The sequence below is a fragment of the Butyrivibrio sp. AE2005 genome, from assembly GCF_000686965.1.
GTDB lineage: Bacteria > Bacillota > Clostridia > Lachnospirales > Lachnospiraceae > Butyrivibrio > Butyrivibrio hungatei_A.
This window is the reverse complement of sequence record NZ_KK366042.1, coordinates 52,999-74,345: the sequence shown is the minus strand read 5'-3', so window position 1 is coordinate 74,345 and position 21,347 is coordinate 52,999. Positions and strand designations below refer to the sequence as shown.

The window sequence follows — 21,347 nt, the reverse complement described above, 5'->3', positions numbered from 1 at the left end:
ACAAAGTAGTACATTATGCATTAACAATCTTTCCGAAGTCAGCCTTAAGGCTTGCTCCGCCGATAAGTCCGCCGTCGATGTTGGGCTTTGAAAGAAGCTCAGCAGCGTTTCCTGCATTCATAGATCCGCCGTACTGGATACGAACCTCATCAGCTGTAGCCTGATCGTAAAGCTTAGCAATAAGCTCACGGATAAGCTTGCATACTTCTTCAGCCTGATCTGCTGTAGCTGTCTCGCCTGTTCCGATTGCCCAGATAGGCTCGTAAGCGATAACAAGCTTCTTAACCTGATCAGCTGTTACGCCGTCAAGATCCCATGTGATCTGTCTCTCGATCCACTCTTTGTATGTGTCAGCCTTACGAAGTGCAAGTGACTCACCGCAGCAAAGGATAGGTGTAAGACCTGAAGCAAATGCTTTCTTTACTTTCTGGTTGATAAGGATATCGTTCTCTCCGAAGATATCTCTTCTCTCTGAATGTCCGATGATGATGTACTCTACACCTGCATCCTTGAGCATAGGAGCTGAAATTTCTCCTGTGAATGCTCCGTTATCTACGATGTAGAAGTTCTCTGCACCTACGTGTACGTTTGTGCCCTTAACAGCGTTAACTACGGGTACGATATCGATTGCAGGTACACAGTAAACTACGTCTACAGCATCATTCTTTACAAGATCCTTGAGCTCTTCGCAAAGAGCTACAGCCTCGCTGGGAGTCTTGTTCATCTTCCAGTTTCCGGCGATTATTCTTCTACGTGCCATGTTTTCCACCTCTATATTTTGTAATATTTACTTCTTGATTTTCACAAGGAAGTTCTGCTCTCGCACCTATCGGTGCTCGCCAGAACTAAGTTCGAACTACCGACTCGAAAAAACCTCGTCGGAGTCTCACTTATCATCAGCTGCTACTACTCCGGGAAGTGCCTTACCCTCAAGGAACTCAAGAGAAGCTCCACCACCTGTTGAGATGTGGCTCATCTTGTCAGCAAATCCAAGCTGGTTAACAGCTGCTGCACTATCACCACCACCGATGATTGTTGTAGCTGTTGTCTCTGCAAGAGCCTTAGCTACTGCCTTTGTTCCTTCAGCAAGAACAGGGTTCTCGAATACACCCATAGGTCCGTTCCAAACAACTGTCTTAGCTGACTTAACAGCATCAGCGAAGAGGTCACGTGTCTTAAGACCGATATCAAGACCTTCCTTATCAGCAGGAATCTGATTTGAAGGAACGATTTCTGTCTCGATGCTGGGGTTATCGATAGGATCAGGGAATCCTGCTGAAACTACAGTATCGATGGGAAGAAGAAGCTGCTTGCCGTTAGCCTTAGCCTTCTCAAGCATTTCCTTACAATAATCAAGCTTTGTATCGTCTACAAGAGACTTACCAACCTCATAGCCCTGAGCCTTGAGGAATGTGAATGCCATACCACCACCGATGATAAGTGTATCGCACTTCTCGATGAGGTTATTGATAACGTTGAGCTTATCAGCAACCTTAGCACCACCAAGTATAGCCACGAAAGGTCTTACAGGGTTCTCAACTGCATTTCCGAGGAAATCGATTTCCTTCTGCATGAGGTATCCAACTGCGTTGTTTCCGCCCTTCTCTGTGATGAACTTTGTAACGCCTGCTACAGAAGCGTGTGCTCTGTGAGCTGATCCGAAAGCATCGCATACATAGTCATCAGCAAGCTCTGCGAGCTCTTTTGCAAAAGCATCGCCTGCCTCTTCGGGCTTTGTCTCTTCCTTTCCTCTGAAACGAGTATTCTGAAGAAGAACAACATCTCCCTCGTTCATAGCTTCTACTGCTGCTGTTGCATCAGCGCCAGTTACATTGTAATCAGAAATGAACTTAACCTCTTTGCCGAGCTTCTCTGAAAGTCTCTTTGCAACAGGTGCAAGTGACTCACCCTCGTTGGGGCCGTTCTTTACTTTTCCAAGGTGTGAGCAAAGAATAACCTTGCCGCCATCCTTTATAAGCTTGTTGATTGTAGGAAGAGCTGCTACTACTCTTGTCTCGTCTGTGATCTCACCGTTCTTGAGAGGAACGTTGAAGTCGCAACGAACGAGTACGCGTCTGCCCTTTACGTTAATATCGTCTACTGATTTCTTATTAAGACTCATTTTTGTTCTCCTTTGTAATAAAAATTGATGATAAAGAGTCGCTTGCGACTCTTTCGCGCACGAGCGGATTGCGTAAGCAATAATTTCATTTCCGCGAGTTGCGCATCCATAGCGGAGCGTTTTTATTGAATAGGGAATTTCAAAGAAATTTCCTATTCAATAAAATAGAGGGCCTGGTCCAAACGGACCGGACCCTCTTAATGGTTTCTATTAGGTTCTACTTGCTCCCCGCGAGTTTTCACAAGGAGGTTCGACTCTCGCACCGAAGGTGCTCGATCGAACTAAGTAGTACACTAGACTCGACAAAACCTCATCAAGTGATTACTTAACGAACTTCTCGAAGTACTTGATTGTACGAACCATCTGTGATGTGTATGAGTTCTCGTTGTCATACCATGAAACAACCTGAACTTCATAGAGATCATCACCGATCTTGTTAACCATTGTCTGTGTTGCATCGAAGAGTGAACCATATGTCATTCCAACGATATCAGATGAAACGATCTCATCCTCGTTGTATCCGAATGTCTCAGGATCAGAAGCCTTCTTCATAGCCTCGTTGATAGCTTCCTTAGTTACCTCTGTGCTTGACTTAACAACTGCGAAAAGAAGAGTTGTTGAACCTGTAGGAACAGGAACTCTCTGAGCAGCTCCGATGAGCTTTCCGTTAAGTTCAGGGATAACAAGGCCGATAGCCTTTGCAGCACCTGTTGAGTTAGGAACGATGTTAACAGCGCCTGCACGTGCTCTTCTAAGGTCACCCTTTCTCTGAGGTCCGTCAAGGATCATCTGATCACCTGTGTAAGCATGGATTGTTGCCATGATACCGGACTGGATAGGTGCGAAATCGTTAAGAGCCTTAGCCATAGGTGCAAGGCAGTTTGTTGTACATGATGCAGCTGAGATGATGTTGTCATCTGCTGTAAGTGTCTCGTGGTTAACATTGTATACGATAGTAGGAAGATCATTTCCTGCAGGAGCAGAAATAACTACCTTCTTAGCACCGGCATCGATATGAGCCTGTGCCTTAGCCTTTGATGTGTAGAAACCTGTACACTCAAGAACAACGTCTACACCGATCTTGCCCCAAGGAAGGTTCTTAGCATCTGCCTCTTTGTAGATTGTGATTTCCTTGCCATTAACTGTGATTGAATTCTCGCTGTAAGAAACCTTATCAGCATACTTGTACTTGCCCTGTGATGAATCATACTTAAGAAGATGAGCAAGCATCTTAGGATCTGTAAGATCGTTGATTGCTACGATCTCTGTTCCTTCATGCTCAAACATCTGTCTGAAAGCAAGACGTCCGATACGACCAAAACCATTGATTGCTACTTTAACTGCCATTTTAAGTTCCTCCTAAAATGAATATAATATTTAATTGCTGCTTAATATCACACTTATTGATAATTTTTTATCAGCAACTCTAATTCTAATAAAAAATGTAGCATAAATCAAGTAAGAATATTATGATATAGGTGTCAAAAAGTCAAAAATGCGTACATGCTTGCATGTTAAGCTTTTTGACCTTTTGACCCTAACAATCATGAGGAATTAGCGATTTGCTTTGCAAATCCGCGGTTTCCGAATGATTGTAGAATTGCGAGAATGACGTCAGTCATGGAGCAATTCGTATATCATAATATTCGCATATCATATTATAGATACAAAAAATCAAAAATGCGTACATTCATCATTTAATAAATCACGGAGAACCCCATATGATCTTACCGGCAGACTACCATTTACACACTCACAATTCGGGCGACAGCGAAGCACCCATGGAAGACATGATCAAAAGTGCCATAAACAAAGGCCTTGAAGAAATCTGTTTTACCGACCACATGGACATGGACTATCCGATAACCGAAGACACCCCGAAAGATTATTTTTTATTGGACACTCCTCCTTACAAAAAAGAGCTATATAAGTATAAGGAGATGTACAAAGACAAGATTTCTATAAAATTCGGTGTTGAAGTAGGCATGCAGGATCATATAGCCAAAGAAAACACAGCCTATGTCCGCTCGGAATCTTTTGACTTCGTCATCGCATCCATGCATCTTATTGACGGGCAAGATCCCTACTACCCTGAATTCTGGGAAGGCCTTGATGTAAAAGAAGTTTTCAGGCACTACTTTGAACTTACGCTTGAAAACTTAAAACTCTTTGATGACTACTGCGTCCTCGGGCACCTCGACTATCTCGCCCGCTACGCTCCCGAAGGCAACAATCCATATTCATATGAAGCTTATTCAGATATCATCGACGCCATTTTGATTCATCTTATAAAGAACGACAAAGGCCTCGACTTTAACACCAGCCGTCTTTTCAGATCGGGCGGCCCCACGAATCCAAGTCCCGATGTCTTAAAAAGATACAAAGAACTTGGCGGAAAGATAATCACCATCGGCTCCGATGCTCATAATCCCGAAGGCGTTGCCGGCGCATTTGAGAAGGCAAGTATCATTGCAAAAAAATGCGGCTTCGACGAATACTGTACTTTCGAAAGACTGAATCCTACATTCCATAAATTATAAAAAAACTTCTTGCACCGCCTACAGCTTTGTAGCACTGCGTGGGCGGTGCTTTTTCACGCCAAATATAAGCTTATAGCAAGTGCTTCTGCCTGCCACAAGTGATGTGGAAGTTTTTGTTTATAAGATGAACGAAATATAGTAAAATATACATGATATTGATGTATCGTTTAGAAAGAATGGATATTTTCTCTGTATCGCCAGTGAAGATTACCGATTCCTTTCTTTTCTCGATGCACCCGCGCGAAGCTTTGGAGGCTATATGAGGGAAGAATTCTACACCAGAGGTAAACAAACTAACGTATATAATTTCATATTCATGTACAAGTCTGTTACTCTTTGCTGTTTATGCGTTGTTACTGCGATTCTGGCATTTTATTGTCGAACAGACCTCTTAAAAATGACGTTTTCCAAGGACAAAACTTCGCAAAGGCTCTTGCTATCTGTCTTAATCTTTGTTTTAATGGTATTTATTTCCGTTATAATAGACTTTTATATATTAAAAAAGACTACAAATATCGGCTACAGACTAAACAGACTTGCCTACCTCGACAGGCTCACGGGACTTCCCAACAGATTCAGTTGCGACCTTCTGTTTGAAAGTTTCAATGGTTCGGAACGACTCCCCGGGGTCGGCTTTGTTGTTATGAAAATAAATAATCTTCCGACCGTAAATCAGACAACAAGTCATGATAACGGCAACAACCTAATTACCGAGTTTTGTTTTATTCTTGAGGATGTCGGCGAAAAATATGGTTATGTCGGAAGAAACGGCGGAAATGAATTTATTATTCTGATTGAAAATTGTTCGGACACCGACTGCGATATGTTCCTTTCAGATCTCACAAAAAGAATCCGCGGCTACAACGAGATGGCTGTCGGAACACCTCTTGAGATAGCATACGCATGCGTACTCAACTCTAACGAAAAGAGATCCGTAATGTCCGAACTAATCTCTTTTGCCTATAAGAAACTTAAGGATGCACCACAAATACTCTCATGAAAATTATGATTGAAAAAAGCTTTTTTAAAAATCGTATATTCTCTTTAATCTGTCTTTTCACCTGCTCGGTTTTATTTCTCACATCATGCGGCTCCAAACACGGCGTAACGCTCCTTGACAGAGCCGGCCACAAAAAAGATGCGCAGATTGATGAGACCGTAAGGGGAAGTCGCGACAACACGCCTCTTTGCCTTGTCCCTACAGCTCCCGGAACCGATACATTTGAGAACGAATATGCCCGTATCGACTATTCAAACATGTCTGAGGGCTATATTTTCGTGACTTATAAAGGAAGTTCTCCCAAAGTTAAGCTTCAGATCACAGGCCCGGATACGGTTACCTATACTTACGACATCTCAAGCAATTCAAAAGACGGCGAGGTCTTCCCTCTTCAGGCAGGAAACGGGCAGTACATGATAAATGTATATGAGAACATCACAGAGACCAAGTATTCAATGGTGTTCTCGTTCCCGATAGATGTAACTCTTTCAAACGGATATAAGCCTTTCCTGTATCCAAACCAGTTCATCAACTTCGCCCCCGACTCTCTGGCTGTCAGAAAAGGTGCGGCACTTGCTTATCCTTGCAATTCCGACATCGAGGTCGTTGCAGAAGTTTATAACTTTATGATAGAAAATATCACTTACGACTATGAAGAAGCTGAAACCGTGCAAAGCGGCTATCTTCCAGATCTTGACGAGATTCTTATAACCCAGAAAGGAATCTGTCTCGACTACGCTTCGCTTATGGCTGCGATGCTTCGAAGCCAGAACATCCCGACAAAGATGGAAGTCGGCTACGCGGGAACCGCTTATCACGCATGGCTCAGCACTTATATAAAAGATGTAGGCTGGGTAAACGGAATGATCGAATTTGACGGAAAAGACTGGTCACTTCTCGATCCCACTTTTGCATCAAATACGGAAGAGAGAAAGCTCGAAAACTTTATCGGAGACGGATCCAATTACTCTGTTAAATACGTTTATTGATACAGGAAAGCGCTGATTAGACCAGTGTTTTCTTAGGTGAAATCTTTCACCCGTACCATATTATTTTTCTTCGGAGGCACCATGAAAAAAACAGACAAACAAAAAAGTCTCAGCAGTTATGAGATTGCAAGCTTTTGCAGGCAGATGGCTCTTCTTATAAAAGCAGGCATCGCTCCCGCAGACGGAATCGATATTCTGACAGAGGATTCCAAAGACAATTCGGCAAAAAAGATTCTTGGAAGTATCAGCCAGACTTTGCGAAGCGGCGAAAAATTCCACATAGCTCTTGCCATGAGCAATGTTTTTCCCGATTACGTGGTACATATGGTAACGATCGGTGAAACTTCAGGAAACATGGACGTAGTTATGGATTCACTTGCCGATTACTACGAAAGGGAAGACTCCATTCAGGAGAGCGTAAAAAATGCGATCAGCTACCCTCTCATCATGATCTTTATGATGATGGTCATCGTAACTGTCCTTGTTGCCAAAGTTCTCCCGATATTTGAGCAGGTATTTGCACAGCTCGGCACCGGAATGAGTGGTTTCTCACAGTCGCTTTTGAATCTGGGAAATCTTTTGAACAAATACTCTTTTGCCCTTGTAATACTGCTTGTGATAATAGCCATGCTGTTCCTCTACTTCTCTCTTACTCCGAGCGGAAAAAGGAACTTCAAAAAGTTCATGATCAAATTCGCACCCACAAGAAGACTTATGCAGGAACTTGAAAGCGAGCGTTTCGCAAGCGGAATGGTGCTCACTCTTTCAAGCGGTATCGATACTTTCGAAGCTCTTTTACTTGTAAAAAAACTTGTTGAGAGCAAGGAGATGAAGGATAAGATCGAGGAATGCAGAAATTTCCTTATTGACGGCGACAGCTTCCCCGAAGCACTTGAAAAAGCTTCGATATTCTCTTCTTTTTATGCTCAGATGATATTGGTAGGCTTTAAATCAGGATCGATGGACAAGGCCATGAAACAGGTCGCAGAGAGATACGAAAGAGACACGGGAAGAAGAATCTACTCTCTCATCTCAGTTTTGGAACCGACGCTCGTAATAATCCTTTCAGTTATCGTAGGAATGATTCTAATGTCAGTAATTCTTCCTCTGATGGGAATTATGACAAATATTGGATAAAGTATTATGACAAACAGATTTGAAGCTAAAAACGGCATATTTTCACATATTTCGGATACTTTTTACAGATGGTCTTCGCTTGTGATACTCATCGCAATATGTATCCTTTTTTACATTGCGATCGACGCATCGGGAAGAAACACGATCGAGAAGCAGCAAACCTCACTTGAAAATGCGATCAACAGAGACATTGTTCAGTGTTATTCGATTGAAGGCAGGTATCCCCCCAGTCTTTCATACATCGAGGAACACTACGGTCTTGTTTACGACGAATCTACTTTTTTTGTCGACTACCAGCCAATCGCATCGAACATGTACCCGGATGTAACAGTTATCAAAGTACGATAGAGGAACTATTATGGATTTTGAAGGAACAAGAAGTCACATCATAGACATGGTCTTCGTTATATGTCTGATGTTTCTTTTTATCTTTTCCGCACTCAGCGTTATAACCATAGGCGCGAATATATATCAGAAGAATGTCACTGCTGTTGATGACAATTACCACAAGCGCACTGCCTGTGCATACATAACGGAAAAGGTCAGACAGTCCGACGTAAAGGGCGGAATTTTTATAAAAAAAATATTCGATCAGAATGCTCTTGTTCTGCAGAACGAGGAAGACGGCATTCTTTACAACACCTACATATATGACTACGAAGGCAATCTCATGGAGCTCTTTGCCATGGATGAACTCAAAGACCTTTATCCCCAGACAGGACAAAAGATACTTGAACTGACCAAGTTTGATATCGAATATGTAGGAGATGATACCCTTTCCGTCTACGTTATTTTAAAAGATGGAACGGAAGAATCATTTCTTGTCAAAACAAAAAGTGTCAGTGAGGAATAAACGATGCCTGAAAATAATTCGAGAACAAGCTTGTTCCTGATGGAACTTATAATAGCGGTATTTTTCTTTTCCCTCGCCGCAGCGGTTTCTATAAGACTCTTCGTCGGCGCGCACAAACTTACGGAAAAGTCCACCGCACTCAGCAATGCAACAATCTGGTCCCAGAACCTTGCGGAAGCTTTTTACGAAAGCAACGGCGACGTTTCAAAGATTGCAGAACTATACCCCTACGCATACGTCACTGAAGACGCCGTAATTCTCTTTTTCGACAAAGAATGGAATGTATTGCAGGAAGCTCACTCAGGCGCCTCATATGAGGCTCTGCTGGTGGCTGAAAAGGCAGATGCTTCTTCAGTTTACTCTGATGTCAAAGACTACGGATCCACATATTCCGGAAAAGTGATTAAAGGTAACGTGGCAATACTTAATGTTAAGGAAACCGATGAAGTAATTTCTTCGATTCCAAACGACCAAGATCTCATAATAGTTAGTTATTCGGTTGACACACCGCTCAGCCAAAAGGAGTCCAAGTGAAAAAGAAAGGTAAACACGGCATAAATATCGGAACAGCCTCTATTCTTCTGGTTTTTTCCGTTTTGTGTCTTATCTCATTTGCAACGCTTACGCTCGTAAATGCGAAAGCGGATTACAACTTAAGTAAAAATCTGTCCGACAGACAACTTGCGTACTACGAAGCATGTCATAAAGGCAATGCTTTTGTCACCGCTGTAAATTCGGGCTATCGCAAAGGAATATCAGGTGATATAATGAAGGAAAGCATACCATTAACCGACAAACAATCGCTTGAAATTGCGATAATTGCTAATAGTGCAAAAAAATCCTTCAATTCAAACAATACTTGTAGTATAATTCAGTGGCAGGTCGTTAATCACGATGATACAGAGTATGACTACTCTCTGCCGGTAATGAAATCAAGGTAACAGATAAGTTTAGCCGGTTAGAAAACGAAATTTTATCAAATTTTTATTTTTTAAATAACGTTTTAACTCGCTTTATCATAATCATGTGTTACAATATATTATGTACCGAATTACTTAATTTTGAAAAAAATTGCTTAAATTTTTTTAGCAACTAAAAATACTTTTTGGAGGTTCAATATGGGAAAAAGAATACTCATTACTGATGACGCCGCTTTCATGCGTATGATGCTTAAGGATATCCTTTCCAAGAATGGATATGAAATTGCGGGTGAAGCTGAGAACGGCAAAGTCGCAATCGAGAAATATAATGAGTTGAAACCCGACCTTGTTACTCTGGATATCACAATGCCTGAGCTTGATGGAATTGGCGCACTTAAGGGAATTAAGGCTGCAGATCCTAACGCTGTATGTATCATGTGTTCCGCAATGGGTCAGCAGGCGATGGTTATCGAATCAATTCAGGCGGGTGCTAAGGACTTCATCGTTAAGCCTTTCCAGGCAGACCGTGTTCTTGAAGCCGTTAAAAAAGCTATCGGATAATATTTACATAATGTCAAAGCGTAAAATCAAAGGGGCTGTCGCACTAATTAGTGTGACAGCCTTTCCTTACGCCCAGCCCTAAGGTATCCGTTTGAAAATGCTTGTTTTCGTCTGCGGTGTAATTTTCTAAGATTCATAAATGAAAATCATCATCCTCGTCCGAGAACTGCACATTTTTTGCGCTCATTCTCCTATTCTTTCCTGACATATATGACCTTAAAAAGCACTTCCTGCTTCTAGAGTCATATCTTTTGCTTTAATTCTTCTCTATTTTCCCTGATATGTATGACCCTAGAAGGCATTTTCCGCTCCTAGGGTCATATCTTACGCTATTATTCTTCTCTTTTTTCCCTGATGTATATGACCCTAGAAGGCATTTTCCGCTCCTAGGGTCATATCTTACGCTATTATTCTTCTCTTTTTCCTCTGATATGTATGACCCTAGAAGGCATTTTTTGCTCCTAGGGTCATATCTTGTACTCTTATTCTTCTCCTTTTCCTCTGATATGCATGGTCCAAAAAGGCAAAATTTACTCTCAGGGTCATGTACTCAGTTTTAGTCACATATATTCTCAATTATTTGCTTCCCATACTTGCAAGGACATCGTTTCTCATATCGTAATTATCACCTATGATAAAAAACACAAATAGCCAAACCAGTAAGACAATTCCCGCGAAAGCATGGTATATTCCTATACTGTTTCCAAACACCATCAATGTAATTAATGCTGACATACTGACACTCCTCTCGATCATTCAGTGTTTTAATTATTCAAGTCGTTATCTCCTCTCATCTTCAAAATCATATCCATGTAATTTGCAGAATCATCCGCAAGATATTCTTTAAGAATACTGTTATTTGATTCCCGTAGTTGCTCATCCCATCTTGCATCACTCTCAGAAGTCAAATTGCCATCCGCTATCTGTTCCCGCCTCGCCAAAACAACGTAATTATCATCAGAAGCAATCATGCCCCAATCCTCTCCGTCACTCTCAAGAACTTTAAGGGCGGCTTCAGGACTTTCGAAAATATTTTTCATATTATATTCATAAGAAGTTGTGTCCTGCTTTGGTTGCTGTTTTTCAAGAAGAATACAATCACCTGCGGCTGCAATTCCATACCACTTCCCATCTACACTCTGTTTTCCAACATTTTCCGCCTGTGCCTGAGAAGCTTTTTCATCTACTTTCGCTTCTTCTGTTCCTCTGCTGGTGGCAAAACATACTCCGACGCCGACACAAACCATAATGGATGCCACTGTAATCCAAAACGCCGGCTTTTTGTAATTTGCAACATTTTTTATCCTACTCTTCACGTCTATTCCTCCAAATGCCACCGGGCACGCTGCAATCATACTTCTTGGTATGCTGTATTCCAGCAATACTCTGCAGTATTCTGCCTTCTCTATCTTTTCAATATTTCTTGCCACCTTTTCATCACATGCATATTCAATATCCCTGCAAAGAAGGATATATGCAATCCAACACAGAGGATTGAACCAGTATACCGATAAAATCACGAATCCAAGAGGTTTCCATACATGATCGTATCTGCTCAGATGCGCAAACTCATGCTTTAATATGTATCCTTTCGCATCTTCCGATAATGTAGATGGCAAATATACTCTCGGAGATATTATTCCGAGAATGAAAGAGTCTGAAATATCATCACACTCATAGACACCTGATGCAGTCTTCACTGATGCGCTCACTCTTTTTCTTGTAAGAATGTAGGTTATTACGGCATACATCAACATCACGCCCATGCCTGCAGCCCAAACAATCCAGCCAATATACAGATAAAACATTACCTGTTCTATCTTCGCCAATATGCTGTCATTATCTACCGAACCGGCATTTCCCGTGAGCTCTGCATCCGATATCTGAGTAACGTTTCCATATGAATTGTCTGTCATCGTATCGGAAGCAAAATCCTTCTCATTATCAAGACTACTTACTCCACTATCGTCCTTCGCACTTTTTTCCATAACAATTTCCGTCGGAATCGGTTCTCTTGTAGGAATAAGACTGAATCCGCTTTCGAAATGCACAGGAACGATCAGCTTTACTGCAACAATCAGCCATAGCATGCATATAATCCATTTAGGCATCTTTTTTCCAAGTGCCCTAACAGCGATTATCGCAACGATAAGCGCATTTACTGTGATAGCATTATTTAATACGAACAAAAATATTTGTTCCATGCGCTATACTCCCTTTATCTCGTCAATTGGATTCTGAATTATTAGCATCCTTCTCCGAACCAATGTTTACATAATCACTTTTTATATAGCCTTCGCCGTCTTCGAGTCCAATCTTGTACCAGCCATCAGCATCTTCAATAATCTCAACTTCATCATCCGGAGCTAAAAAGCCGATACATTCAGCATCATCATCGGGAGCTTGGCGAACTCTGAGAACACCTTCGGAAGTTTCAATCACTCCAACCAATTTAGTTCCTTTCGGAATCGCTTCAACAGAAGCAACTGCTACTTGCTGCTCATCTACAGTTTTTGAGCCTTTATTTGTTGCAAAGCACACTCCCACTGCAACACACACCATAATGGATGCGATTGTAATCCAAAAAGCAGGTTTCTTATAATTTACAACATTCTTTATTCTATCCTTCACGTCTATACCTCCAAATGCCACAGGACATGCGGCTATCAATTTTCTTGGCATACTGTTTTCAAGCAGTATTCGGCAATATTCTGCCTTTTCGCCGTTCTCGATATTCTTAGTTACTTTTTCATCACAGGCATACTCTATATCCTTGCAAAGAAGGATATATGCCACCCAGCACAAAGGGTTAAGCCAGTATACCGATAAGATTGCAAATCCAAGCGGTTTCCATATATAATCGCGCCTGCTTAAATGTGCAAATTCGTGTTTTAATATATACTTTCTTGCTTCTTCGGATAACGCCGACGGTAGATACACTCTCGGAGATATAATTCCAAGAATGAACGAATCCGAAATATCATCGCATTCATACACCTTTGAATCAATTTTCACCGAAGCACTGACTCTTTTCCTTATTAACATATATGTTGTCACGGCATACGTCAGCATTACCGCCACTCCGACAAGCCACAAAAGTGCGCCTGCATGAAGCATTTCATGAAGCAAATCTGTACCCGTCGAGCCGACCTGCAGGCTTTTTCCCACAACAGCGCTTGCAGAGATTGGTTCTCCCGTAGGAATAAGACTTAATGCGCTTTCAAACTTTATAGGAACAATCAGCTTTACAGCAACGACTATCCATAGCAGGCATGTAATCCATTTAGGCATCTTTTTTCCAAGAGCCCTGACTAGGATAATTGCGATTATAAGCGCGCTCACGGTAATTGCATTATTTAATACAAACAAAAATATTCGTTCCACGTTTCTCACTCCGTTCATTTATAAAAAGCCTAAAACATCATGTTCCTATCAGCTGTTTTCATTAAGATATGTTGTCACTCTGTTCTGAATTATATCCGCTACTTCCTCTGCAGTCTTTTGTCCTGCAAAGAATGCCAAAGACTCTTCAGTTATGATATTGTCGATTTCGCTGTCGCTACACTCCAATGTTTTGATAGAGGCAGCATAATCATATAACTTCTTGATTTCCTCTTGAGACAAAGGTTTCATCTTTACATATTTATGAGTTAAACTGTCCCAAAGATATGCATCCTCATCATTATCATCTTTCTCTTTTGCTGCATCTTGGAGCTCTGCTTCAAATATATTTTTCACGGTAGAAAAGCCGCTTAAACTATTATGCCCTGATGTAATGAGTGACATACTATTTCTTTCTTTTAATGAATCTCCACTCAGATTATCAAGTCCAGCTGTAAGTAAACTCCTTATGAAATCGTATACAGCATCCTGATGCTCGGTTCTACTGTTAACCGCAAATATATCGCCTGTGACTGCTGCCATATTCTCGTCACCGTTACCGGGGTATCCTATAAGTTCAATATCTTCGCCGAAAACTATCTGTTTTAGCCTTGCATACTCTGAGACGGAAGAAAGATATGTCTTATAAAAAACACCTTTATCTTCGACATAGTAACTTTCCGGATCTACCCAGTTTTCAAAATCAACCTTGTATTCCGCCGGGAACTTATTCACAAAATTTAAAAAATCAGCAAATTCAATACCCTTAAAATCACACTTCCTATTTTCAAAATCAATAAACTTATCCTTGTATATCTCAAAAAGATAAGAAACAAGATTATCCTTTGTATTTATCATGACTGTACCGGAGCCGAACCCAATTCCATAATCAGTACTTTTGCTCTGAATAAGATCGTCAACTTCCTTATACGTCATAGCCTTTTTTCCATTAGCATATTTAGCCCTTGTCACAGCCGATTCAATAGAAAAGGAAGGCATAAAGGTATATATCTTACCGTCAATCTTCATCATCTCCGTTATGTTTGGAAGAAGCTCTATATCCGCCAAACTTCCACCTTTATCAAACGCAGACGATAAATCCAGTAATATTCCTTTATCGGCATACTTTTTAGCCTCGCCGCCAACGCAGATGATATCAGAACCTTTTCCGGAAATAATATCGAGGTCAAACTGTTTTTCAGCCGTTTCAAAGTCATCAGGATACAACTCATTATATTCGTTTATTTTTATCGTATACTTCTCATTGTTCCTGTTGAACTTCATAATCGCGCTTACAACATCCGAATTCAGGTACATAGCTCCGATTGTGACAACAGTCTTATCTGCCACATCTTCCGGATTTACCTTGGTAAGCCTTGCAAACGAAGTATTATCACTGTCATCAAGAGGAATGTCTGCCAAAAATTCCTTATCACTTAAAGCAACGGCTCTAAAATGAATACCGCCCATCCACCTGGTTGCCGAATCAATGTTTGAGCTGTTATAATCAAGCAATTTATCCAGCTTATCCGAATCAGAATCATATTTATATATTCCGTCCGTTCCGGATGCATATAATTTTTCGTCTGCGCCTTTAAAGAAAGAATATTCATCGTTGCCACTTACATCATGAAAATTTTTGACAACATCTTTCTTCTCAAGATCGATTATTTCAAAAGAATCACATGCATTTTGTTCATCATAAAAATATGAAAGTATCTGATCGTTCGCCAGTTTCTCAAACTCAAAAATATATGAAAACTCACTGATATCTATTCTATCCGGCTTATCCAGTAGCATCTCAAAGCCGTTTTTCTCATTATAAGCCTGAATACCTATAGGAGTATTGCATATAAGGCCATACTTTTCGGTCCATGCTAAGCCGGTGACATTATCATCTTCATCCGCAAACTCTTTTGCAAGATCTACTTTAAACAGTTCTTTTCCCGTATCATCATATTTACCGAGAAAATAACTCCCCGCTTCATCACCTGCATCTTCTGACACCATATTATTGAAGCCAAATCTGTCAGCCTGATTCCCATCATAGTATTGTATATAGGTATTTCCGTCATTATCGAATGCACAATCCATTACATAGCACTTATCGCCACCCGCAAAATCAAATGACCTGACGTCCGAACCATCCGTTTTAAAAGAGACGCATCTACTCTTTAGGTCTTTTGACTGAGCAATAAGTTTTATCCTGTCCCCCACATAATCGATAGAGCTAACCTTTTCACCTTGTCTAATAATCTCATCCAGATCCTGTTGCTTATAAACATGCTCTTTATCAATCTGTGATGTTTCGGTAGCTACGTCGTTTTTACTTCCACCTGCAGCAACTTCTTTCTTTTTTCCGCATCCGGTAAAGGAAATCACGCATAGCGAAAGCGCAAGACCGAATGCAATTCCCTTTCTGATTCCTCCCATGCGCTAGTCCCCTTTTTCGCATCGATCATAATTCTTTTCCTCATACACTCTAAAATTAACTTCTGCTGCCTACTTCCGTCTTAATTTTCTCAGCAACATCATCTTTTATGCTTTTAATGATTCCTTCCAAATTTGCATCTTCTTCATACATCTGGCTTTCCTCAGCATAACACTTATGATTAAGCTCTAACACACTGGGCTGAAGATCCGCCTTTTGAAAATATGAATTCTCTTCGCCTGTCATATCCATACTTATCGTGCCATGAATATATAAGTTACCGCTTTCATCGGTGCACAAATAATACCAAGCCAGCTCCGGAATCGGTTTGTCATACTCTTTGTACTTAATGCTACCATCGCAATGCACAATATATGTTCCTTCATGAGGTCCGGGCTGAGTGTATATCTTGCCGGGGTCATAGTTCTCAATATGATCTGCCATTGCTATTGTGCTTAACTCAGTATATTCACTGCAATAATTGTTCATGCATTTGAACGTTTCAATATCGCCTGTTGCTACGGCTTCATAATACTTCTTGAAAAAATCTATGATCTCAGGGTCTGTATTTTCTTTCACTTCAAGCTGCGGATCAGCTGCAGTCTCATCACCTTCAGCAAGCCTGGTCACCACACTTTTTTGAACTTCAGCTTTATTCACCGTCTGTCCTGTCTGCGTCTGTTCATTTTCTACTGCCTTCTGCACAATTGTAGTTGCAGAACCTTTGCTTGTAGCAAAGCATACTCCCACTGCAACACACACCATAATAGATGCGATTGTGATCCAAAAAGCCTGTTTCTTATAATTTACAACATTCTTTATCCTATTCTTCACGTCTATACCTCCAAATGCCACAGGACAAGCTGTTATCATCTTCATAGGAACACTGTTTTCAAGTAGTATCCTGCAATATTCAGCTTTCTCGCCCTTCTCAATATTTCTTGTCACTTTCTCATCACAGGCATACTCTATATCCTTACAAAGAAGGATATATGCAATCCAACACAATGGATTGAACCAATATGCCGCTAAGATCATGAAACCAAGCGGTTTCCATATATAATCGCATCTGCTTAAATGCGCAAATTCGTGCCTTAAGATGTATCCTTTTGCTTCTTCCGACAATCCTGACGAAATATATACTCTCGGAGAAAAAAATCCAAGTATAAATGAATCCGATATGTAATCGCATTCATAAACCTTTGGTGCCGTCTTCACCGAAGCGCTGACTCTTTTTCTAATTGCCACATAGCTCGTCACAGCATATGTAAGCATTATGATCACTCCGGCAATCCACATATATCCGGCCAGGTCAATGCATATCTGCAACGGATTTATACTTGCTACAGGGTCCGGTGTAAAATTCTGCCTGATTATTGGATTCACAAACTCGTCCACACTGCTTATTCCTGAATTTATCTGAGGATTTGTTTCCACAGCAATATTTGCGGGAATCGGATCTCTTGTGGGAATCAGGCTTAATACACTTTCAAATTGCAAAGGAACTATCAGCTTTACGGCGACAATCCCCCACAACATACATGTTATCCATTTAGGCATCTTTTTTCCCAGTGCCCTTACTACAATAATCGCTATGATAAGCGCGCTTACAGTGATAGCATTATTGAGCACGAACAAAAACACTCGCTCCATACGCTATTCCCCTTTTATTGCATCGATCATCTTCTGTATCTCATCAACATCTTTTTCGGAAAGCTTTTTTCTTGAAGTAAATGCAGCAATGAATGCAGGAAGTGAACCATCAAACGTATCCTCAATTATCTTTTCGCTTTGTGCCGCGCCAAATTCCTCTTTGGTGAGAACAGATGATACAACACCGTTTTCATTTTTGAATATGCCACGCTCACACAAGCGCTTGAGCATTGTATATGTCGTTGATTTTTTCCACTCCAATTTTTGCTCACATAGTTTTACAAGTTCGCCTGAAGGAATCGGCTCATTGCTCCAAATGATATCTGCAAATTGGCTTTCTACAGCGCCTAATCTCAGTTCTTCCATTGTTACCTCCGTAACTTTAAAAAATTTAATCCCAATCGAATTTATTGTAATTTACAGTATTTCTATATTCAACTGTCATTACCTTATCATTCTCAACAGTAAAAGCAATCCTGTAATCGCCAAAGTCATATGTACTTTCTTCGACGGTATGATCTACAGCTTTTTCTTCATTTGTGCCTTCTTCAAAAACATATTCGGTATACGAATATGGCTTTGTTTCAGTTGGTGTTCCATAAGCAGCTGCGAGTTCATCTTTTGTACTTCCGACTTGAATTTTTCGTGAAGTAGTAATGCCCGGTTTACGTGTGCCGATAGTGATTACTGATTCAGTTCCTGAATCATTTCGCGTAATCATGACGACATCATCATCTTTTCCATATGAGTAAAATGACTGCTCACTCTTTATATTTGAATTTGAAGCATTATATCCTCCCAAAGCTTTATCTACTGCTTCAAAACTATCCATTACAGATGCAGAATTTCCGTTATACGTAAACCCGGCATCCTTAAGATCTCCCGAAGCCGCTTCAGATGATTCGGAATCTGTATTGACGTCATCTGTATCCGAAGAAGCTGCATCTTCTACTTCCCCGTTTTCTGCCAAAGCATCATTATCACTACTTGTACTATCCAAAATACTTGCGCCTGCTTCAGATGCATTTGATGAAACTGTGCCACACCCAACAAGTGTGGAAATCATAAGTGTTGCTAAAAGAATCGCTGTCGTTTTATTTTTCATTTCGGTCTTCTCCTATTATCTTTTAACCAATCATGTTATGACCACTTGAACTTATTGTAATTTACATTGTTTTTGTACTGAATTGATGCCACCTTATCATTCTCAACAGTGAAAGCAATCGTGTAGTCACCCATATCGTAGTCGAATTCTTCACCAAAAATCTGCTTGTATTCTTCTTCAGTCAATTCTCTTCCTGATTGAGCGTCATATGCGGTCGGGTGCTTACCGTTTGGCGTTCCGTATGCAGCCATGAGTTCATCTCTGGAACTTCCGATTGTGATACCACGTGAAGTAGTCATACCCGGTTTACACGTGCCGATAGTGATCGGTGTTTCGATTCCGTTATCATTTCGCGTGATCATATCAACTTCTTGTTTATCTCCGTATGAATATAATGACTGCACATCCTGTATATTTGAATTTGAAGCATTATATCCTCCCAAAGCCTTATCTACTGCTTCAAAATTATCCATTATAGATACAGTCTTTCCGTTATATGTAAAATCAGTATCCTTAAGATCGCCCTTGCTTGTATTTTCTGTACCGGCTGCCACAACTGAATCACCGGCTGCAGCTTTTACATCTGCTTTTTCCTCAAGTTCGGCAACGCCGTCAGATGATATAACTTTGTTTTCAACTTCGGTCATCTGTAACTTCTGCTCATCACTTTCAACTTTCACGTCTCTGCTTGTGGCAAAGCACATTCCAACCGCAACACACACCATAATAGATGCCATTGTAATCCAAAAAGCAGGTTTCTTATATTTTGCAACATTCTTTATTCTATTCTTCACGTCTGTTCCTCCAAATGCCACCGGGCAAGCTGCTACCATCTGTCTAGACATACTGTTTTCCAACAGTATTCTGCAATATTCAGCTTTCTCGCCCTTATCAATGTTGTTAGTTACTTTTTCATCACATGCATACTCTATATCCCTGCAAAGAAGGATATACGCCATCCAGCACAACGGGTTAAACCAATATACCGATAAGATCACGAAACCAAGCGGTTTCCATACATGGTCGAACCTGCTCAAATGAGCAAATTCATGCTTTAATATGTACTCTCTTGCCTGCTTAGATAACGCTGACGGTATATAAACTCTCGGAGATATTGTCCCAAGAATAAATGAATCCGAAATATCATCACATTCATAAACCTTTGAATCAATCTTCACCGAAGTACTGACTCTTTTCCTTATAAACATATATGTCGCTACAGCATAAGTCAGCATTACCGTCATGCCCACAAGCCACGCAAGTGCACCTATATGGAAAAAAATCTGCAACGGATTTATACTTGCTGCCTTATCCGGTGTAAAATTTCGGCCGATCACAGGATTAACAATCTTATCAAAACTGCTTATCCCTGAACTTATCTGCGGATTAGCTTCCATAACGATGTTCGCCGGAATCGGTTTTCCCGAAGGTATCAAACTTAAAACACTTTCAAACTGTATGGGAACAACCAGTTTTATCGCAACTATCATCCATAACATGCATGAAATCCATTTAGGCATCTTTTTCCCAAGTGTTCTGACTATGATGACCGCAACGATAAGTATGCTCACAGTAATGGCGTTATTTAAAATACCTATAAATAATTGCTCCATACCTCATCCCCTTATTCTTCTCTTTCATCTTACGTATATCGCTTATCTTTTATGACCATGAGAACTTATCATGATTCTTGTTGTTCTGATATGCGATCGAAATAACTTTTCCTTCTTCAACATAAAAATTTATCTGACAGTCGCCAAGGTTATATATAAGGTTTTCACCAAACATTTCAATGTACGCATCCCTTGTCAGCTCATTCCCGTCAGGGCCATAAGCTTTAGGCGGCTCAACATTCGGATCCCCATAAGCGGCCAAAACTTCTTCCTTGGTACTGCCAACCTTGATCTTACGCGAAGTAGCAGCCATATCACCCTCTATAGTGAGTGTTATCGGCAACTTGCTTCCATCTTTCTCGAGTACATATACTCTAATATTACTTTTCGTACCATCTCCGTACTCATAGCTTTCTGCTGCAGAACGACCCTGATCATATCCCCCCAATGCCTTGTCCAAGGTTTCAAAGTCATCCATTGCAGAAATTACGCTACCGTTATAAACAAACTGAAAATCCTCAAGATTATCCGGTACTTCCACCGATGCATCCGAAGATGATGCATCCTCATCAGTATCAGCAGCTGCTGCCGCATTCTCTGCATCTGTTTTGGCAAAAAGATCTAAAGAACCGTCTTCAGTACTGATAGAACTTTCACCTGTTTCAGATGCACTTGCCGGAATTGAAGCACATCCGACAAGCGTTGGCATCAATAGTGATATAAATAGAGTTACTGCTGCCATTGATTTAACTTTCGTTTTCATTTCTGCCTCCTCCTAAACTCACTTACTTCACCCCTCTTTTCGAGTGGTCTACTTACTGTAAACCTTTAACCATAGTCTACTGTTATTAGACCATATTGTCAACCCCAATTTCTTGCCTTTTTTATATCCGCCGAGTTTGCGATGGAGATATGATCTAAGAGGATTGGCTGAGGCTTTTAGTTACACTCGTTGACAGTCATGGCATAAAAAAGCAGAACCCTACATTCTTCGCTCCAAACTCGCCCATAAATGGGCTCAAACAAGTGGAGCGAAAACAGA

General features: G+C 40.8%; 21 protein-coding genes. 9 read left to right on the top strand and 12 right to left on the bottom strand.

The window, feature by feature from the left end; all coding sequences use genetic code 11:
* Window positions 1–13: 13 nt before the first annotated feature.
* From tpiA to gap, 3 genes are all read right to left on the bottom strand, one after another.
* Window positions 14–760, bottom strand: coding sequence for a triose-phosphate isomerase (gene tpiA / locus DL92_RS0115230; protein ID WP_026668197.1), 747 nt, complete (start codon window positions 758–760; stop codon window positions 14–16).
* Window positions 761–886: 126 nt separating this feature from the next.
* Window positions 887–2,122 carry a phosphoglycerate kinase gene (locus DL92_RS0115225; protein WP_026668196.1) on the bottom strand — a complete coding sequence of 412 codons (1,236 nt, stop codon included), beginning with the start codon at window positions 2,120–2,122 and terminating at the stop codon, window positions 887–889.
* A gap of 321 nt (window positions 2,123–2,443) precedes the next feature.
* Complete coding sequence (gap, locus tag DL92_RS0115220) at window positions 2,444–3,469, bottom strand: type I glyceraldehyde-3-phosphate dehydrogenase (protein WP_026654163.1); 1,026 nt, start codon at window positions 3,467–3,469, stop codon at window positions 2,444–2,446.
* A gap of 374 nt (window positions 3,470–3,843) precedes the next feature.
* Between gap and DL92_RS0115215 the strand changes: the two genes are divergently transcribed.
* The 9 genes from DL92_RS0115215 (at window position 3,844) to DL92_RS0115175 (ending at window position 10,122) form a co-directional block, all read left to right on the top strand.
* Entirely contained in the window at window positions 3,844–4,662 is an 819-nt protein-coding gene (locus DL92_RS0115215) for a histidinol-phosphatase HisJ family protein (RefSeq protein ID WP_026668195.1), read from the top strand.
* 259 nt (window positions 4,663–4,921) lie between these two features.
* A complete protein-coding gene (locus DL92_RS0115210) occupies window positions 4,922–5,662 on the top strand; it encodes a GGDEF domain-containing protein (protein WP_026654160.1) in 741 nt (246 codons plus the stop codon).
* A complete protein-coding gene (locus DL92_RS0115205; protein WP_026668194.1) occupies window positions 5,659–6,651 on the top strand; it encodes a transglutaminase-like domain-containing protein in 993 nt (330 codons plus the stop codon). The genes DL92_RS0115210 and DL92_RS0115205 overlap by 4 nt, the downstream gene beginning before the upstream one ends.
* 81 nt (window positions 6,652–6,732) lie before the next feature.
* A complete protein-coding gene (locus tag DL92_RS0115200) occupies window positions 6,733–7,788 on the top strand; it encodes a type II secretion system F family protein (protein WP_026654158.1) in 1,056 nt (351 codons plus the stop codon).
* Between the two features lie 6 nt (window positions 7,789–7,794).
* Window positions 7,795–8,136 (top strand): hypothetical protein, encoded by a 342-nt coding sequence (locus DL92_RS0115195; protein ID WP_026654157.1) that lies wholly within the window; start codon window positions 7,795–7,797, stop codon window positions 8,134–8,136.
* Window positions 8,137–8,146: 10 nt separating this feature from the next.
* Window positions 8,147–8,641, top strand: coding sequence for a DUF4860 domain-containing protein (locus DL92_RS0115190; protein WP_026668193.1), 495 nt, complete (start codon window positions 8,147–8,149; stop codon window positions 8,639–8,641).
* Window positions 8,642–8,644: 3 nt separating this feature from the next.
* On the top strand, window positions 8,645–9,175 hold the full coding sequence (locus DL92_RS0115185; protein WP_026654155.1) for a hypothetical protein: 531 nt from the start codon (window positions 8,645–8,647) through the stop codon (window positions 9,173–9,175).
* Complete coding sequence (locus tag DL92_RS20490; RefSeq protein ID WP_051199050.1) at window positions 9,172–9,582, top strand: hypothetical protein; 411 nt, start codon at window positions 9,172–9,174, stop codon at window positions 9,580–9,582. The genes DL92_RS0115185 and DL92_RS20490 overlap by 4 nt, the downstream gene beginning before the upstream one ends.
* Before the next feature lie 177 nt (window positions 9,583–9,759).
* Window positions 9,760–10,122, top strand: a complete 363-nt coding sequence (locus DL92_RS0115175) for a response regulator (RefSeq protein WP_022764589.1) — start codon at window positions 9,760–9,762, stop codon at window positions 10,120–10,122.
* A gap of 576 nt (window positions 10,123–10,698) precedes the next feature.
* Here DL92_RS0115175 and DL92_RS19645 read toward each other — a convergent pair.
* From DL92_RS19645 to DL92_RS0115130, 9 genes are read right to left on the bottom strand one after another with little or no spacing between them, the layout of a single operon-like run.
* Window positions 10,699–10,857: a hypothetical protein gene (locus DL92_RS19645; protein WP_155841196.1), complete on the bottom strand. Its 159-nt coding sequence runs from the start codon at window positions 10,855–10,857 to the stop codon at window positions 10,699–10,701.
* A 29-nt stretch (window positions 10,858–10,886) separates the two neighbouring features.
* Complete coding sequence (locus DL92_RS19640; protein WP_051625383.1) at window positions 10,887–12,326, bottom strand: M56 family metallopeptidase; 1,440 nt, start codon at window positions 12,324–12,326, stop codon at window positions 10,887–10,889.
* A gap of 22 nt (window positions 12,327–12,348) precedes the next feature.
* On the bottom strand, window positions 12,349–13,506 hold the full coding sequence (locus tag DL92_RS19635; protein ID WP_051625382.1) for a M56 family metallopeptidase: 1,158 nt from the start codon (window positions 13,504–13,506) through the stop codon (window positions 12,349–12,351).
* 48 nt (window positions 13,507–13,554) lie between these two features.
* Window positions 13,555–15,936 carry a type 2 periplasmic-binding domain-containing protein gene (locus tag DL92_RS0115155; protein WP_026668192.1) on the bottom strand — a complete coding sequence of 794 codons (2,382 nt, stop codon included), beginning with the start codon at window positions 15,934–15,936 and terminating at the stop codon, window positions 13,555–13,557.
* Between the two features lie 55 nt (window positions 15,937–15,991).
* Window positions 15,992–17,587, bottom strand: coding sequence for a M56 family metallopeptidase (locus DL92_RS20485; RefSeq protein WP_051625381.1), 1,596 nt, complete (start codon window positions 17,585–17,587; stop codon window positions 15,992–15,994).
* 3 nt (window positions 17,588–17,590) lie between these two features.
* Window positions 17,591–17,953, bottom strand: coding sequence for a BlaI/MecI/CopY family transcriptional regulator (locus DL92_RS0115145; RefSeq protein WP_026668191.1), 363 nt, complete (start codon window positions 17,951–17,953; stop codon window positions 17,591–17,593).
* Between the two features lie 25 nt (window positions 17,954–17,978).
* The gene (locus DL92_RS0115140) at window positions 17,979–18,692 is read right to left on the bottom strand and encodes a hypothetical protein (protein ID WP_026668190.1); all 714 of its coding nucleotides are present in this window, start codon (window positions 18,690–18,692) and stop codon (window positions 17,979–17,981) included.
* Window positions 18,693–18,727: 35 nt separating this feature from the next.
* Window positions 18,728–20,305 carry a M56 family metallopeptidase gene (locus tag DL92_RS19625; RefSeq protein WP_051625380.1) on the bottom strand — a complete coding sequence of 526 codons (1,578 nt, stop codon included), beginning with the start codon at window positions 20,303–20,305 and terminating at the stop codon, window positions 18,728–18,730.
* A 49-nt stretch (window positions 20,306–20,354) separates the two neighbouring features.
* The gene (locus tag DL92_RS0115130; RefSeq protein ID WP_026668189.1) at window positions 20,355–21,068 is read right to left on the bottom strand and encodes a hypothetical protein; all 714 of its coding nucleotides are present in this window, start codon (window positions 21,066–21,068) and stop codon (window positions 20,355–20,357) included.
* Window positions 21,069–21,347 lie beyond the last annotated feature (279 nt).